Source organism: Paraburkholderia sp. GAS41, from assembly GCF_050436545.1.
Lineage (GTDB): Bacteria > Pseudomonadota > Gammaproteobacteria > Burkholderiales > Burkholderiaceae > Paraburkholderia.
In genome coordinates, this window is the sequence record NZ_JBNDMK010000005.1 from 97,479 (window position 1) to 112,762 (window position 15,284).

Genomic DNA, 15,284 nt, shown 5'->3' on the forward strand with positions numbered 1-15,284 from the left:
TTACTGATTCAGATACTGGAACAGCGACATCTGCTGAACCTGCACGAATGCCTGCTGCGAAGCCTGCAGCGAGTACTGCGTCTGCGTGTACTTGCTGATGGTCGACGCCATGTCGATGGTGGTCACATCGGCCAGCGAACTCGAATTCTGCAGCGACAGGCCACTGTTCACCGTCTGCATCGCCTTGATCTGCTGCTCGCGCCCACCCACCGACGCCTGCACGGTCGTCACGTTGGAGATCGAGTTCTGGACCTGCGTCATCCCCACGTTCAACGCATTGCTCAGCGCTGCAGTGGCGGCGGGCGTATCGGCCGGGGTCTGCAACGCGGTGATCATGTTCTGGATCGTCGCGAAGATGTTGGTGCCACCCTGCGTGGCCGGCACCTGGGCGGCCGGCGCCACATTGAAGGAATCGTTGTTGGCGGGCGCGCCGCTAAACGTCACGCTCTGGCCGCTCGTCCCCAGCGTGATCGGCGTTCCGGCCGTGAAAGGCTGCGCAGCAGTGGTCGTCGTGACGCCCGCGCTGGTCGTGTCCGACACGGTATACGTCGTGACAGCCGGTGTGCCCGCCACGCTGAACGTGATGCCGTACTTGTCGCCGCTTGCCGAAGCCAATGCATTCGTCGTGCTGACCGGGCCGATGATCGCCGTCCCGGTATTGCCCGCTGCCGCGTAAGCAACCGGGCTCGCCGTCTCGGGCGTCACGCTCATGAACACGGCCGCGCCGCTATCGCTTGTGGCGATTGAGGTTGTGTCCGAAATCTGAGTGCTCGAAATGCCGTTGTCGCCGTTGTAGACCACGGTGCCGGCCGAATTCAGCGTGAACGGTTGCGAGTTCGACTGAAACCCGCCGAACAGATAACCGCCCGAAGGCGACTGGGTATTCGCCAGCGTCTGCAAGGAAGTGTTCAGGTTCTGCAACTGCGTGGCAATGGCGCTGCGGTCCGAATCGCTCAGCGATTGATTGCCCGCGCTTTCCATCGCCTGATTGACCTGTTGCAACTGCTGAAGCACGCTGCCAAGCGTCGAATCTTCCGCGCCCAGTTGGGTCGCGGCCGAGTTCTGGTTGGATGCGTACTGCGACAGGGTCGCGCCCTGCATGCTCAACTGCACGGCCTGGGCCGCGCCCAGCGGATTGTCCGCCGGTGTGGTGATGGACTGGCCGCTCGAGATTTCCGCGTACAGGCTCGTTAGTTCACTTTGCTGATTGTCCATGCTCTGGACATTCATGCTGAGATACTCAGAAGTAGAGATGCGCATCGCTGAACGCCTTACTGGAATATGCCGAGAATGGTCTGGAACAGCGTGCTGGCGGTCTGAATGACCTTGCTGTTCGCCTGGTACAGTTGCTGGTACTGCAACAGGTTCGCTGCCTCTTCGTTGATGTTCACACCCGAAACCGACTGCTGCGCCGAGGTGATCTGCGACACGAGCGCGGTCTGGGTTTCGCTGGATGCGTTCACCGCATTCGTGGTGTTACCCACCGAGTTCACGTAATTCGCGTAGGCCTGCGTCAGCGTCGTCGTGCCGCCGTTCATCGTCTGCGCGCTGACGATCCCCGCCATCAGCGTCGCATTGCTGCCGTCGCTCTGCGCGCCGGTATTCGCGGCGATCGTGAAGCTGTCGTTGTCCGCCGGCGTGCCGGTCAACGTGAAAGTGACGCCGTTCATCGGACCCGTCGTCGGCGGCGCCGCGCTATTGACGGTCATGGTCGCGCCGCTCGCCGCCGAATACGGCACGGCGGTCGAGGTCGACGTAATGTTGACCGTGGTCGGCGGCGTGGTGTTGATGGTCACCACCGAATTGGCCGGGAAGCCCGACAGCGTGCCGGTCGTCGCGTTGTAGGTGAGGGTCGTCGGCGTCGAGGGCAGCGTATAGCCTGACGAGACGGTGCCCGGCGTAATCGTCGCCGTGCCGCTGTTACCCGTATTTTTCGTCACCAGTACCGGCGACGCCGCAGCAATCGCCGAGCCGCTGGTGGTGGTGAGGGCGAAGCTGGTGAGCGCACCACTGGTTGGCGAAACCTCGAACGAGTCGCCGGCTTGCATCGTGCCGGTCGTCGAGAAATTCATGCCGTCGATCGGCTGCGACAAGGTCGTGGTCGAGGCCAGCACGCTACCGGTCTGATTGTCTGTCAGCGTGTAGGCTGAGCCGTTGTACGACAGCGTGTAGTTGCCGGCCGGCGGCGCGCTGGGGTTTGCAAGGCTGACGCTCAGCGTGGCCGTGCCCGTGTTGTTCGCGTTGGCGATGGTCGCGGGCGGCGCCACCGAGAACAGCGCGCCACCGGCACCGCCGGTCAGCGTGAGACCGAGTTCGTTCTGGCTGTTGACCTGGGAGGCAAAGCTGGTGGCGATCGCGCCCAGTTGCGCCTGCGCGGGGTCGAGCGCCTGGGTGCGGAACGTGATCAGGCCGCCAAGCGTGCCGCCTGCGTTCTGCATGACACTATCCGACAGAAACTGCGGTTTCTGCGCGGTCGTGCTTCCGGCTGCACCCAGGTAGGTCACCGAGGTTTCGGCGGGATTCGACGGCGAATTCGCGGTACCGAGGTTGTAACTGGTCGAGCCGGAGACGAGCGTCTGTCCGCTCGGCAGAAACACGCTGTCGCCCGAGGAACCGGTCACGACCTGCACGCCCACGAGCGACGAGAGGCTCGCCACTGCCGCGTCGCGCTGGTCGAGCAACTGGTTGGGCGGCTGGCCCTGTGCGCTGGCGGCACTGATCTGCTGGTTCAGCGTGGCGATCTGCGCGGTGTACGTGTTGATCTGCGCCACCGTGGAGGACAGCTGCGTGTTCACGCTCTGGCCCAGCTGTGCGTATTGCGCGCCCGTCGTATTCAATTCGGTGGCGAGAGTCTGCGCGTCGCTGATGGCGGTCTGCCGCGACGGCAGGCTCGAAGCGCCACTCGCCACGGTCTGCAAGCCGGTGAAAAAGCCGCTGATCGCAGTCGAAATCCCCGCGGTCGGGCTACCCACCAGGTTATTCAATTGCGCGAGCATCGTGTAGGTGGCGGTGAGCGAACTGCCTTGCGCCGTTGCGTTGTTCAGCTCGGTGGTCAGATACGAGCTGTATGCGCGCTGGACCGTCGTGGTGTTCACGCCCTGCGGCAAATAGCCGGAGCCGGTGTAATTGCCGGACGCTTCCGAATAGACCGGATTTTCGACGTCGTAGCCTGGGGTCGTCGAATTGCTGATGTTCTCACTGGTCGTCGTCAGCCCCCACTGGGCTGCGTTGAGTCCACTGAGACCGATATTGATTAGGTTGCTGGACATGCGTCATCCTGAAGGGCTGGCAACGCGCCCACCGAGTTGCCAAGACTCTCTGTATATCGGCGCACTGGCGACAAAATTGAGGGGGCAATCCGTAATTAAGCGCACGCCGCAATCTCGCCGCGACGCGCGCCCGAATCAGGTTCGCACCAGCGAGCGACGCTTCATTTCCAGCTGGGTGATCAGTCGTTGCAGGGTGTTCTCGGCATTGCCGGGCAGCGCCACGAATCGCATGCCGAGCTGATACCGCGGTGGGCGATTCGGCATGTCGATGACGCGGAACGACACCAGTTGCAGATCCACCGTAAGCTTGCCGGGCGCACCGAGGCTCAGTTCGCATTCGTCCAGCACGCAGCCCATGGGCAGCTCGGCCACGCGGGCGTCAGGGGTGCGCATGCCCACGCCGCCAAGCGACAGGTCGTGCACTTCGAACTGGAAGCTTTCCCCGCCGGGCAGGCGGCCGGTACAGATATACGGGTCGAGGACGGGCGCATCGACGCGGAAATACTCGCGGCGCTGCACGTAGAACAGCACGTCGGGGAAGTCGGCTTCGAACGCCGGCCGGCCTTCGAAGCGGGTCTCGCGCGGCGAACCGGTGACGAATTCGACGCGCACGCCTTCGGGCTGCGCGTGAAACACGCAGCGGGTCGCGGCAATCAGGCCGTGGTTCTGTTCGGCGAGCGCGCCCCAGTCGAAGGTGAACGTGCGCTCACGCACGTCGACGTCGAGAATCCGGGTGACCAGTTGGCCTCCCTTGTACTGCGCGGTCAGGAAATCGCCGCGGTTGACGAGATTGCGCAACTGGACACCGATCTCCAGCGGATTGCGGCGACCGAAGTCGTTGCCGGTTTCAGAAGAGCCATCCGTCTGGCCGTTCATCTCAGTGGTATCCATGGGCTTGCCGGTATGCATGTTCTGACGGGCCCGTGCCCGAGGTCCTGTGCCGGGGCCCGTGACACGCGCGTTGACCGGGAAAGGCGTTACCCGGCATTAAGGTCTGACTGAATAGCGGCAGTCTGAACCCGAAGTTTAGGGTAACCGAGCGAAATATTTGGCGCAAACGTTTAACCGGCCAGTCCACCCCACGTCTGAATCCCTTACCCAGCCTGCATCGGGCTGTCGCACCCACCCTCGTCGCGGCTTGGCCGGCGGCACGCATGCGTGCCGGCCGGCCCCACCGTCTTGTGTTGCGACATGGCCCCGTCGCCTGCTTTTCTTCCTGCCGGTCCATCCGGACCGGTCAGCTCATCCGGCTCATGATCGACATCAGCTTTTTCGCGTAATGCGGATCAGTGGCATAGCCAGCACGCTGCATGCCCGCGGCAAAACCCGCGGCGTCGTGCGAACCGTTCAATACCTGCGCGTAGCGCGGGTTGTTCTTCAGCATTTGCGCGTAATCGGCCATCGCGTCGTTGTACGAATCGTAGGCGCGGAATTTTTCGACCACCCGCTGCGGCTGACCGTTGCGGTATTCGGTGGTCACCGTCGACACCGTCTTGCCAGCCCAGTCCTTGGTCGCCTTGATGCCGAACACGTTGTGGCTGGTCTCGCCATTCGCCTTCATGATCTCGCGCTTGCCCCAGCCGGATTCGAGTGCAGCCTGCCCGATGATGAAGCGCGCCGGCACGCCGGTGGAATCGCTCGCGGCCTGAGCGGACGCAGCCAGCTTGTCGACGAACGCATCGACATGGGTCGTGCCGTCACCGCGCAACGGCGGCGTCAGCGCGCTGTTGCGCGAATAGCCGACGCCATTGGCAAGCGAACCGTTCGCCTGCGAATTGCTATAGGCCTTCGCCAGGGCGTCCAGTGCAGCCGAGCTGCCGCTGCCCGCGGCGCTGCTCTGCATGCCGGCGTTGTTCATCAACTGCTTGAGCATGGCATCGGCCACGCCGATGCCTTTGGACGACATCTGCTGCGCCATCTGCTCGTCCATCATCGAGGTGAACTGCTCACCGTCGCGCGAATCGAGCGGACCATCCTGCGGCGTGGCGTCCCGCATGCTCTTCAACATCATCGTGATGAAGCTCGCATCGAACTGCTTGGCGGCCATCTTCACGCCCTGCTGGGGCGACGCGGAAACCTTGGCACGCAAGCTGTCGAATCCCTGAACGTCGAGCGCAAAACGCTGGGTCAGATCACTCGGGCCTGAAGTGGGATCGGTAGTCATCGCGACTCCTTAGATGATTTCAAGTTCGGCACGCAAGGCTCCTGCTGCCTTCATCGCCTGCAGGATCGACATCAGGTCGGCGGGCGTCGCGCCGAGCGCGTTGAGCGCCTTCACGACGTCGGCCAGGTTGGCGCCGGCCTTGACGTATTTCAGCGCGCCGTCGTCCTGCTTCAACTGGATCTGGGACTGCTGAGCCACCACCGTGCGGCCGCCCGAGAACGCGCCCGGCTGACTCACCACCGGCTGGGTATTGACCACCACCGAGAGGTTGCCGTGCGCCACCGCGCAATTCTCCAGCGTCACCATCTGATTCATCACGATCGAGCCGGTACGCGCGTTCAGCACGACCTTCGCGGCGCCTGCCGCCGGCTTCACATCGAGATCTTCGAGCTGCGCCATGAACGAGACCTGCTGGGACGGCTCGGCCGGCGCGCGCAACTGGATCGTGCGGCCGTCGAGCGGCGTGGCGGTACCCTGCCCAAAGGCGTTATTGACCGCCGACACGATGCGCTGCGTCGTGTCGTAGTCCATGTCGTTCAGTTCGAGCTGCATGGTGCCGTCCTGCGTGATGCTGGTCTGCACCGCGCGCTCGACGATCGCACCCGCGGCGATGCGGCCCGACGCAAGCTGGTTCACCTGCACGCGGCTGCCGTTCGCACTGGCGCCTGCGCCGCCCACCGCCATGTTGCCCTGCGCCAGCGCGTACACGGAGCCGTCCGCGCCTTTCATCGGCGTGAGCAGGAGCGTGCCGCCGCGCAAACTCTTCGCATTCCCAAGCGACGACACGGTGACGTCGATCGCCTCGCCGGGCCGCGCGAACGGCGGAAGCACCGCCGTCACCATCACCGCCGCGACGTTCTTCAACTGGATGCTGGTCAGCGCCGAGGTGCTGTTCGACGAACCGGCTGACTGGTTGTTGATCGAGATGCCCAGGTTCGCGAGCATGTTCGCGAGCGTTTGCGTCGTGAACGGGGTTTGCGTGGTCTGGTCGCCCGTGCCGTCGAGACCGACGACGAGGCCATAGCCGATCAGCGGGTTGTCGCGCACACCCTGAATCGCGACCAGGTCCTTCAGCCGTTCGGCGTGAGCGGCCGGCGTGACGGGCGGCAGCGCGCCGCACGCGAGCGCGAACACCAGACAGGCATGGCCGAAACGGCGGAAAGAGGCGAGTCTCATGATCACCACGGCGAAACGTTAAGGAAGAAGCGTTGTAGCCAACTCATCGTTTCCGCTTCGTCGATATAGCCCTTCGCCGAATATTCGATCTTGGCGTCGGCCACCTGGGTCGAGTACACCGCGTTCAAACCGGAAATCGTGTTCGGGTTGACCACACCCGAGAAGCGTACGAACTCATTGCCCTGGTTGATGAGCATCTGCTTTTCGCCGCTCACCACCAGATTGCCGTTGGGCAGCACGTTGGTCACCGTGACGGTGATCACACCGTTGAACGTGTTGGACGCATTCGCGCCGCCGGTGCCCGAGAACGTGTTGGCGCCCTGCGAACTGAGATTGGCCTTGCCGAACAGACCGTTGAGAAAACCGGCCGTCGTAGTGGAAAACTGGGTCGTCGAGGCGCGGTTCGCGGCCGCACCGGACGACTTGGTGGCGTTGATGTTTTCCTGAATGACGATAGTCAGGATGTCGCCGATATTGCGTGGCCGCTGGTCTTCGAACAGCGGCCGGCCTGCGTAACCCGGGTTGAATATCGAGCCCGGTGTCTGCGCGTGCGGCGGCACCGGCGGCACCGCCGTCATCGGCTGCTGCACGATGGGCTGCTTCGGCACCAGCGCACAGCCGCCCAGCGCCAGAGCCAGCACGCTGGCCGTGGCGACGAACGCGCTGCGCGCGTCGCCCATGACCGGATTGAGATTGAATTGCGACATCGTGTTTACCTACCGCCTCTGGTCCAGAACCCTTAAACCTGCATCTGCGACAGGGTCTGCAACATCTGATCCGACGTGGTTACCGCCTTGCTGTTGATTTCATACGCGCGCTGGGTCTGGATCATGTTGACCAGTTCCTGCACGACGTTCACGTTCGAGGTTTCGACGTAAGCCTGCTGCAGCGAACCCGTACCGTTCGAGCCCGGCGCCGAGACGTTCGGCGTACCCGACGAGCTGGTTTCCGCGAACAGGTTTTCACCTTGCGCGTCGAGGCCGGCCGGGTTGATGAAGGTGGCCAGTTGCAACGAGCCCACCTGCGTGGCGACCGTCGAGTTACCCTGGGTGATCGACACCGCGCCGTCGCTGCCGATGATCAGCTGCGTGGCGTTGGGCGGGATCGTGATCGACGGAATGATCGGATAGCCGTTCGAGGTCGTCAGCTGGCCCTGCGCGTTGGTCTGGAACGACCCGTCGCGGGTATAGGAGGTCGTGCCGTCCGGCATCTGCACCTGGAAAAAGCCGTTGCCGTTGATGGCCACGTCCTTCGAGTTGCCGGTCTGCTGCAGGTTGCCCTGGGTGTACAGACGCTCCGTGGCGACCTGTTGCACGCCAGTGCCGAGCTGGATGCCCGACGGAATCTGGGTTTGCTGCGTCGAGTCGGCGCCCGGCTGGCGCACCGTCTGATACAGCAGATCTTCGAACACCGCGCGCGAGCCCTTGAAACCGTTGGTGCTCACGTTCGCGAGGTTGTTCGAGATGACGTCCATCTGGGACTGCTGCGCGTTCATGCCGGTCGCAGCGATATAGAGTGAGCGGTTCACAGTGTGAGTTCTCCTGGGTCGACGCGGGCGTCGGTCCCGTTAGCTGAAGCTGAGCAACTGGTTGGCGGTCTGATCGTTCTGATCGGCGCTTTCGATCATCTTGGTCTGCATCTGGAATTGCCGCGCATTGGTGATCATCGAGACCATTGCGTTGATCGGATTCACATTGCTGCCTTCCAGCGATTGCGGTGCGAGCGTCACGCCCGGATCCGCGTCCACCGGATTGCCGTCGGCGCTATGAAACATGCCGTCGTCGCCGCGCGTGAGCGCACCGGCCGCCGGTTTGACCAGCTTCAGCTGATCGACCACCGCGATCGCCGAAGCCGGGTCGCCCGGCGCGAGCGCCGAGACCGTGCCGTCCTTGCCGATCGTGATCTGCGCGCCTGGCGGCAGCGAGATCGGGCCGCCCGTGCCGAGTACCGGCAGGTTGGTCGCGCTCACCAGTTGCCCGTTCTCGTCGACATGCAGATTGCCGGCGCGCGTGTACGCCTCGCCGCCATCCGCGGTTTGCACCGAGAGCCAGCCGTCGCCTTGCACGGCGACGTCCAGCGGGTTGCCGGTCTGCTGGATCGGCCCAGGGGTTTCGTCCGCGCCCGGGGTCGACGAGAGCACGAAGGTACGCGTGGTCTGGTCGTTGACTGAACTGCCGTCGCCGAACGACATGGGTACCGCGCGAAACGTCTCGAGCTGGGCGCGGAACCCGGTGGTCGAGGTGTTCGCGAGATTGTTCGCGACAATGGCCTGCTGTTCGAGCGACTGGGTAGCGCCCGACATCGCGGTATAAATCAGACGGTCGGTCATTCGTTCGGCTCCTCAGACACTTACATGTTGATCAGGGTCTGGTCGACGGTCTGCTGCGTCTTGATCGTCTGCGCATTCGCCTGATAGTTACGCTGCGCGGTGATCAGGTTGACCAGTTCGTTGGTCAGATCCACGTTCGACGATTCCACCGCGCCACCCTGCAGGAAGCCGAGGTTGGTGCCGCCCGGCACGCCGATCTGCGGCTGACCCGAAGCGGCGGTCGCTTCATATTCGTTGTTGCCGAGATCGACCAGGCCGTTCGGGTCGTTGAAATTCGCCAGCACGATCTGACCGAGCGCAGCCGTCTGCTGGTTCGAATACGTGCCGGTGATGATGCCGTTCGCATTGATCGAGTAGCTCGACAGCGTCCCTGCCGGATAACCGTTGTTCGACGGCGCGCTGTTCAAGCCAGTCGTGCCGCCGTACTGGGTCGTGCCCGTCAGGTTCAGCGTGATCGTCTGCGGCGTGCCGGAGCCGTCCGTATTCGGGATCTGGAACACCACACCGTCGGTCGTAGTCGACGGCATGGTTGTGCTCGTCACGCTGGTCAGCGTACCGGAACTATTGAACGTCGCTGTGCCGACCTGAACCGCCGGGGAGCCTTCCACACCGGCGTAGATGTTCCAGTTACCCGAACTGGTCTTCGAGAAGTAATAGTCGACCGTCTGCGAGCCGCCGAGCGAATCGTATGCCGTGAAGCTGTTACCGTAGTTGTAGGTGGTCGAAACGTTCTGGTTGAAGTTCGTGTTCGCCACCGACACCGTATCGTTGTTCCCCGGCGTGCCGGTAAACGTCACGCTCTGACCCGTGCCGAGCGGAATCGCCGTGCCCGCCGTGTAGGTGCCGGTCACCGGCGCCGGCGTCGGCGTGGCGGTGTTGTCCTGCACCGAGTACGAGTACACCGGCGGCGTCGTGCCGGAGGTCGTAAAAGTAATCGTGTAGGCGTCCGAGTTCGAAGCCTGCCCCGGGTTCGAGACCGTCACACCGCTACTCACCAGCGAGCCCGTATCGGTCGTCGAGGGCGTGGCGACCGTGCCCACGGTAGCCGCCGACTGCGCGTTCAGGTTGAACTGGGCGCCGACAAGGGTCGTCTCCGCCGGTGCGATGTTCTGGGTCGGCACCGTCAGCGGCACGGTTTGCGCCGTGTTGATGACACCGGCGGCGTTGGCGGCGTAACCCATCAACTGCAAGCCCTGCGCATTCGTGATCTGGCCGGCCTTGTTCACCTGGAAAATGCCGTTACGCGAATACGTGAGCGTGCCGTTGTTGGACATCTGGTAGAAGCCGCTACCGTTGATCGCGACGTCCAGCGACTGGCCGGTCGTGGTGATCGTGCCCTGCGAGAACTGCTGCTGCACTTCGGCGAGCTGCGTACCGATACCAATCTGGTCGTTCACGGCCGTGGCAACCGAGTTCGCATACAGATCGGCGAACACCGCCGTGCCGCTCTTGAAACCCACCGTGTCCGCGTTGGCGATGTTGTTGCCAATCACGTCCAGATCGCTCGACGCGGCTGCCAGGCCGCTCAAACCCTGCTGATAACCCATGACGGTCTCCGTTCCGGAAAATGTCTAAATTTGCTTGGACTGTTTGCTTAGAGGACCGCGGCGACCGAAGTCAGCGGAACCGTGTTGCCGTTCGACAGGACGAGGCTCGGTGCGCCGTTGGTGCCCTGCACGACGCTCTCGACGGTGCCAGGCGTCAGTGCCGTGGCCGTGCCGGCCGCGCCGCTGCTCAGGGTGCCGGTCGCGGAGATCGTGTAGGTGCCAGAAGGCAACGCGTTGCCCGACGAATCGACCGGTGACCACGTGATCGGCACGGTGCCGGCCGCCTGATTGCCCAGATTGAGCGTATTGACCACCTGGCCGCTCGAATTCACGACGTTGACCTGCACGTTGTCCTCGGCGGTGGCAAGCTGCACGCCAAACTCGTTGGTCTTGCCGCTCGTCACGGTGATCGAGCTTCCCGGTGCGAGCACGCTCGAGCCGATCAGCAACGCAGCCTGCGAGGTCTGGCCGGCATTGAGCTGGGTCGCGAGCGACGACAGCGAGGTGTTCAGCTGGCCGATGCCGGTCACGGTGTTGATTTCCGCGAGCTGCGAGGTCATCTGCGAGCTGTCCATCGGGTTCGTCGGATCCTGGTTCTGCAACTGCGTGACGAGTAGTTGCAAAAAGGTGTTCTGCAGCGATGAAGCGGAGTTCGCCGAACTGCTGCTGGATGCGCCCGTCGAACTGGTCGCGGAACCGGCCGCCGAACTGGTCGCCGAGTTCGAGCTCATCGTGTCTTTCATGAGTGGCGACACTGTCGCCCCGTTGCTGCCGATAGTGGTGGTCAAGGAAGTGCTCCTCAGGTTCCGATCGTGAGAGTTTTCAGCATTAACGTCTTTGCCGTATTCAGGGTTTCGACGTTCGCCTGATACGCGCGCGACGCCGAGATCATGTTGACCATTTCTTCCACTGGATCGACGTTAGGCATCGTCACGTAGCCCTTTGCGTCGGCCGCGGGATTGCCCGGGTCGTAGGTCTGCTTCATCGGCGTCGGATCGTCCACCACACCGGTCACCTGCACGCCGCCCACCTGCTGGCCGGAGCCGGAACGCGCCCCGCCGAGCGGGTTGACGGCGAATACGACCTGCTTGGCCTTGTACGGCTGACCGTCCGGACCTGTCGTGCTGTCGGCGTTCGCCAGGTTCGACGCCGTCACGTTGAGCCGCTGCGATTCGGCCGACATGGCCGAACCGGCGACAGTGAAAATATTCATCAGGGATGGCATGGCTTCTCCGACTTCTCCTGCCGGCAGGTTCCGGCTTGGTTGATTCCCGTATGCGTGGTTTTTAGCGGATACATCCAGCGTGTGCCGGTCGTCGCATCAGGACTCCATCAGGAGCCCGACGTGATCGCCGACAGCATCGTTTTGATCTGACCTGACACTTCCGTCATGGTCGATTCGAAATGCAGCGAGTTATCGGCGAACTGAACGCGTTCCGCGTCGAGATCGACCGTGTTGCCGTCGAGCGAAGGCTGCACCGGAATGCGGTACGCCAGGTTGCCGTAGTCGTCGCTCGGGCCGCCGGTGGGGATCAGGCTCGCCTTGCCGGCCATGTGACCCGGCGCGTCGGAGGCCATCGTCATGCCGCTCGTGACATCGGCGGACTGTGTCATCGCCAGCGTCGAGCGGTTCGATGCGCCCGTGCCGGTAGTGCTGCCACCGCTCTTTTTCAGCGCCCCTGCCAGGGTCGACGAGAAATCGACATCGCGCGCCTTGTAGCCCGGCGTGTCGGCGTTCGCGATATTCGACGACAGCAGTTCCTGCCGGTACGAGCGCACATCGAGCGCCTGACGACCAAAGGCAAGTTCGGCATCGAGTTTGTCGAGCATTGAAATCTCCGGATAACGTTCCCGCGTCTGCCGTGCGATGCAAGCTGCACGCTAGCTGCGGCGCCCCAAAAGGCCTTTTTGCATGAGAAGCATCTTAGGCGCGCCGTGCAAGCGGCAATCGTCGGAATAACCGGGGAAGGTCGCCTCTATTCGACGCTTGCCGGGTAAGGCGCGTCACTAGAATGCAATTCGTACCCTTGCCTCACGCTGGAGATTCACGATGGCCCGATCCACTCACGATGTGCCGCAGCAGGCCTGCCGCATCGTTGCGCGACGCACTGCCGCTCTCTGGCTGGTGTGCGCGGTGGCGGGCGCAGGTTGGGCGCCAGTGGCGCTGGCCCAGCAAGCGGGCGCGCCGATCGTGATCCCGGGTCCCGGCGAACAGAATCCCGCCGATCTCGCGAGGATGACGGCGCTGGCGACCAGCGCCAGCAGCAACCACACCGTACGCACGACGAACCCATCGCTTGCCGCGACGCTGGCGCCGTCTGTGCCATCGGCAGCCGCACCGGTCAGCGATCGCTTTAGCGCGCTGGCGAACGCCGGCGGCGCCATCGTGATTCCGGGGAGCGGCGAGGCTGCAGGGCCGGGCATGGTGAGCACGCCGCAAGGCAACGCGGCGAGCAATACCGGTCTCACCCGTGTGAACCTGAGCCCAGCGCTCGCCGCGAGTCAGGTCGTGCCGGTGATCGTGACCTCGGCGCTGCCCCGCAATTACGCCGCCTACGCCACGTCCGCGCGGCCCGTCAACGCGGCGCCTGCGGTGCCGGCTGCAACCCCCGCGAGCGATGTCGAAATCGACAGCCTCGCCTCGCGCGGCGAACCGCCCGAACTCGGCGCCAGCGCGTCGGCCCACAATCCGGCGCCGCGCCTCGCCGCGCCGCAGATTGCCACCTTGGCTGCAACGCCGAACCCGACGCAAGCCCTCGCTCAGGCGGCGCAGCGCGAACAGGCGGTACAGGCTCTGCAGCGCGCGCAGGCCGCACAAGCGGCGCAGACGCCGCAAGCTGCACAAATGGCCCAGACGTCACAAGCAGCACAAGCAGCACAAGCGGCGCAAACCGCACAGCCTGCCCACGCGCCGGTCAATCCAGCGTTTAATCCCAGGCTCAATCCCACGCTTCTGCCCACCCAAACCTCCCGGACCACGCCGGCATCCCAGCCGGTCGAAGCCGCCCAGCCCGTGCCCGCAGGCCAGGAAGACGGCGAGCTGATTCACGCCGCCGCGCTCGACTTTCTCAAGCAGCAAGTGGACGGCCTGCCCGGCAAGGTCGAACTGACCGTGGCGCCGGCCTTCCCGCGCGGACTTGCAGCCTGCGCCACGCTGCAACCCTTCATGCCGAACGGCGCGCGCCTGTGGGGCCGCACGACGGTGGCGGTGCGCTGCACCAGCGGGCATCCCTGGACAGTCTGGCTGCAGGCCAAGGTCTCGGTGCATGCGACCTACTACATCGCCGCGCGGGCCATGCTGCCCGGCGAGGTGATTTCGGAAGCCGATCTGGTCGGCCGCGACGGCGACCTGACGATGCTGCCCCTGTCGATCATCACCGCGCCGTCGCAAGCGATCGGCTCGGTCACGTTGATGCGGGTGGGCGCGGGCTTGCCGCTGCGTCAGGACATGTTGAAGAACACCGCCTCGGTGACAGCGGGCACGCAGGTGCGGGTGGTGGCGCAGGGCGACGGCTTTTCGATTTCGTCGGAAGGCAGCGCGCTGAGCAATGCCACGCCGGGTCAGCCGGTGAGGGTGAGGACCTCCACCGGCCAGATTCTCATGGGGATCGTGAAGGACAGTTCGACGGTGCAGATCCAGATGTGAGGGCAGGCCCGAAACCGGGCGTGGCGTGGGGATTCACGCACCAGTCCGGCCGGCGCCGCCGTTACAAAGGGATACACCATTGGCGCTAAAGTTTGGCTTCCTGATTGCCGTTAAAGGAATCAAATCGTCAAGGAAGCCAATCGTGAAAATCGATTCCAGCACCAATACCAAGCCAGACGGCCTGACCAGCGGCGCGACGCGCACGCAGCAGGACGTTTCGACTCCGGCGGCCAGCCCCGCCCAAGGCGCGTTCACCAGCGCGCAAGCCGCCACCAGCTCGGGTGGCGACGCGAATGTGAGCCTGTCGGGCCTGTCGTCCGACCTGCGCAACCTGGCAACGTCGGGTTCGGCAGACATCGACACCGCTCACGTCGAATCGATCAAGGCGGCCATCAAGAACGGCACGCTGACCATCGATCCGGGCAAGATTGCTGACGGCGTGCTGGAAACGACACGCAGTCTGTTGCAAACGAGAGCCCCGGCGACCGGCAATTAAGGCTGGACGCCGCGAGGCGACACCTTGAAACCCCGACCCGCGCGTCATGCGCGGGCCGCCGCGAAAGCGAGTTGCGATGAAAGACGCCCTGCTTGCCACCGTTACCGACGAGTACACCACCATCGAAGCGTTCGCCTCGGTGCTGGTCGTCGAACAGAAAGCACTGACCCAGGTGGATCCGGCCGAGATGTTGCGGCCGATCGTCGAAAAGAAAACCGAACTGGTCGGCAAACTGGCGACGCTGGAGAAGCTCCGCGACAGCCAGCTCGCCGAAATGGGCTTGCCGGGCGGCTCGGCCGGTATCGAACTGGCCGCGGGCCGTGACCCGAAGCTCGCCGCTCAATGGAAGCTGCTGCAGCAGTCCGTCGAGCGGGCCCACCGCTCCAACAAGACCAATGGCGTGCTGATCCGCACCCGCATGGAATACAACCAGCGCGCCCTCGACGTGCTGCAGGTTCGTCCGCCGAAGCCCTCGTTCTACGGCCCGGATGGGCGTGTGCCGGGATTCGGCGGCCTGTAATCGGGTAGGTCGAAAAGCCGGTCGCGGGGCGCGGGGTTCGAACCCACCGCGTCCGCACCGGCAGCCGTTCTTCGAGGTCAATCTCACCCCTCCGTTTTATCTCCTTCCAAGGCAACGTTCGCGCGCAACCTGTGCGT

At 64.0% G+C, this 15,284-nt stretch carries 15 protein-coding genes; 3 read left to right on the plus strand and 12 right to left on the minus strand.

The window, feature by feature from the left end; translation table 11 throughout:
* The 12 genes from flgL to flgB form a co-directional block, all read right to left on the minus strand.
* A complete protein-coding gene (gene flgL / locus P3T43_RS09900; protein ID WP_429280868.1) occupies positions 1–1,260 on the minus strand; it encodes a flagellar hook-associated protein FlgL in 1,260 nt (419 codons plus the stop codon).
* An 11-nt stretch (positions 1,261–1,271) separates the two neighbouring features.
* On the minus strand, positions 1,272–3,269 hold the full coding sequence (gene flgK / locus P3T43_RS09905) for a flagellar hook-associated protein FlgK (RefSeq protein WP_429280869.1): 1,998 nt from the start codon (positions 3,267–3,269) through the stop codon (positions 1,272–1,274).
* A gap of 135 nt (positions 3,270–3,404) precedes the next feature.
* Positions 3,405–4,160: a flagellar brake protein gene (locus P3T43_RS09910; protein ID WP_429280870.1), complete on the minus strand. Its 756-nt coding sequence runs from the start codon at positions 4,158–4,160 to the stop codon at positions 3,405–3,407.
* A gap of 346 nt (positions 4,161–4,506) precedes the next feature.
* Positions 4,507–5,433 carry a flagellar assembly peptidoglycan hydrolase FlgJ gene (gene flgJ, locus P3T43_RS09915; RefSeq protein WP_429280871.1) on the minus strand — a complete coding sequence of 309 codons (927 nt, stop codon included), beginning with the start codon at positions 5,431–5,433 and terminating at the stop codon, positions 4,507–4,509.
* A gap of 9 nt (positions 5,434–5,442) precedes the next feature.
* Positions 5,443–6,609 (minus strand): flagellar basal body P-ring protein FlgI, encoded by a 1,167-nt coding sequence (locus tag P3T43_RS09920; RefSeq protein WP_429280872.1) that lies wholly within the window; start codon positions 6,607–6,609, stop codon positions 5,443–5,445.
* A 2-nt stretch (positions 6,610–6,611) separates the two neighbouring features.
* Positions 6,612–7,316, minus strand: coding sequence for a flagellar basal body L-ring protein FlgH (gene flgH, locus P3T43_RS09925; RefSeq protein ID WP_429280873.1), 705 nt, complete (start codon positions 7,314–7,316; stop codon positions 6,612–6,614).
* A 32-nt stretch (positions 7,317–7,348) separates the two neighbouring features.
* Complete coding sequence (gene flgG / locus P3T43_RS09930; protein WP_429280874.1) at positions 7,349–8,137, minus strand: flagellar basal-body rod protein FlgG; 789 nt, start codon at positions 8,135–8,137, stop codon at positions 7,349–7,351.
* A 39-nt stretch (positions 8,138–8,176) separates the two neighbouring features.
* Positions 8,177–8,938, minus strand: coding sequence for a flagellar basal-body rod protein FlgF (flgF, locus tag P3T43_RS09935; protein ID WP_429280875.1), 762 nt, complete (start codon positions 8,936–8,938; stop codon positions 8,177–8,179).
* 20 nt (positions 8,939–8,958) lie between these two features.
* Positions 8,959–10,485, minus strand: a complete 1,527-nt coding sequence (locus P3T43_RS09940) for a flagellar hook-basal body complex protein (RefSeq protein WP_429280876.1) — start codon at positions 10,483–10,485, stop codon at positions 8,959–8,961.
* Between the two features lie 47 nt (positions 10,486–10,532).
* Positions 10,533–11,228, minus strand: coding sequence for a flagellar hook assembly protein FlgD (locus tag P3T43_RS09945; protein ID WP_429281027.1), 696 nt, complete (start codon positions 11,226–11,228; stop codon positions 10,533–10,535).
* 56 nt (positions 11,229–11,284) lie between these two features.
* Complete coding sequence (gene flgC / locus P3T43_RS09950; RefSeq protein WP_429280877.1) at positions 11,285–11,710, minus strand: flagellar basal body rod protein FlgC; 426 nt, start codon at positions 11,708–11,710, stop codon at positions 11,285–11,287.
* A gap of 107 nt (positions 11,711–11,817) precedes the next feature.
* Positions 11,818–12,315 carry a flagellar basal body rod protein FlgB gene (flgB, locus tag P3T43_RS09955; protein ID WP_429280878.1) on the minus strand — a complete coding sequence of 166 codons (498 nt, stop codon included), beginning with the start codon at positions 12,313–12,315 and terminating at the stop codon, positions 11,818–11,820.
* 220 nt (positions 12,316–12,535) lie between these two features.
* On the opposite strand from flgB, the gene flgA reads away from it, so the two are divergent.
* From flgA to P3T43_RS09970, 3 genes are all read left to right on the plus strand, one after another.
* Positions 12,536–14,131, plus strand: coding sequence for a flagellar basal body P-ring formation chaperone FlgA (gene flgA, locus P3T43_RS09960; RefSeq protein ID WP_429280879.1), 1,596 nt, complete (start codon positions 12,536–12,538; stop codon positions 14,129–14,131).
* 142 nt (positions 14,132–14,273) lie between these two features.
* Positions 14,274–14,627 carry a flagellar biosynthesis anti-sigma factor FlgM gene (flgM, locus tag P3T43_RS09965; protein WP_429280880.1) on the plus strand — a complete coding sequence of 118 codons (354 nt, stop codon included), beginning with the start codon at positions 14,274–14,276 and terminating at the stop codon, positions 14,625–14,627.
* Positions 14,628–14,703: 76 nt separating this feature from the next.
* On the plus strand, positions 14,704–15,147 hold the full coding sequence (locus P3T43_RS09970) for a flagella synthesis protein FlgN (RefSeq protein ID WP_429280881.1): 444 nt from the start codon (positions 14,704–14,706) through the stop codon (positions 15,145–15,147).
* The last annotated feature ends 137 nt before the right edge of the window (positions 15,148–15,284 follow it).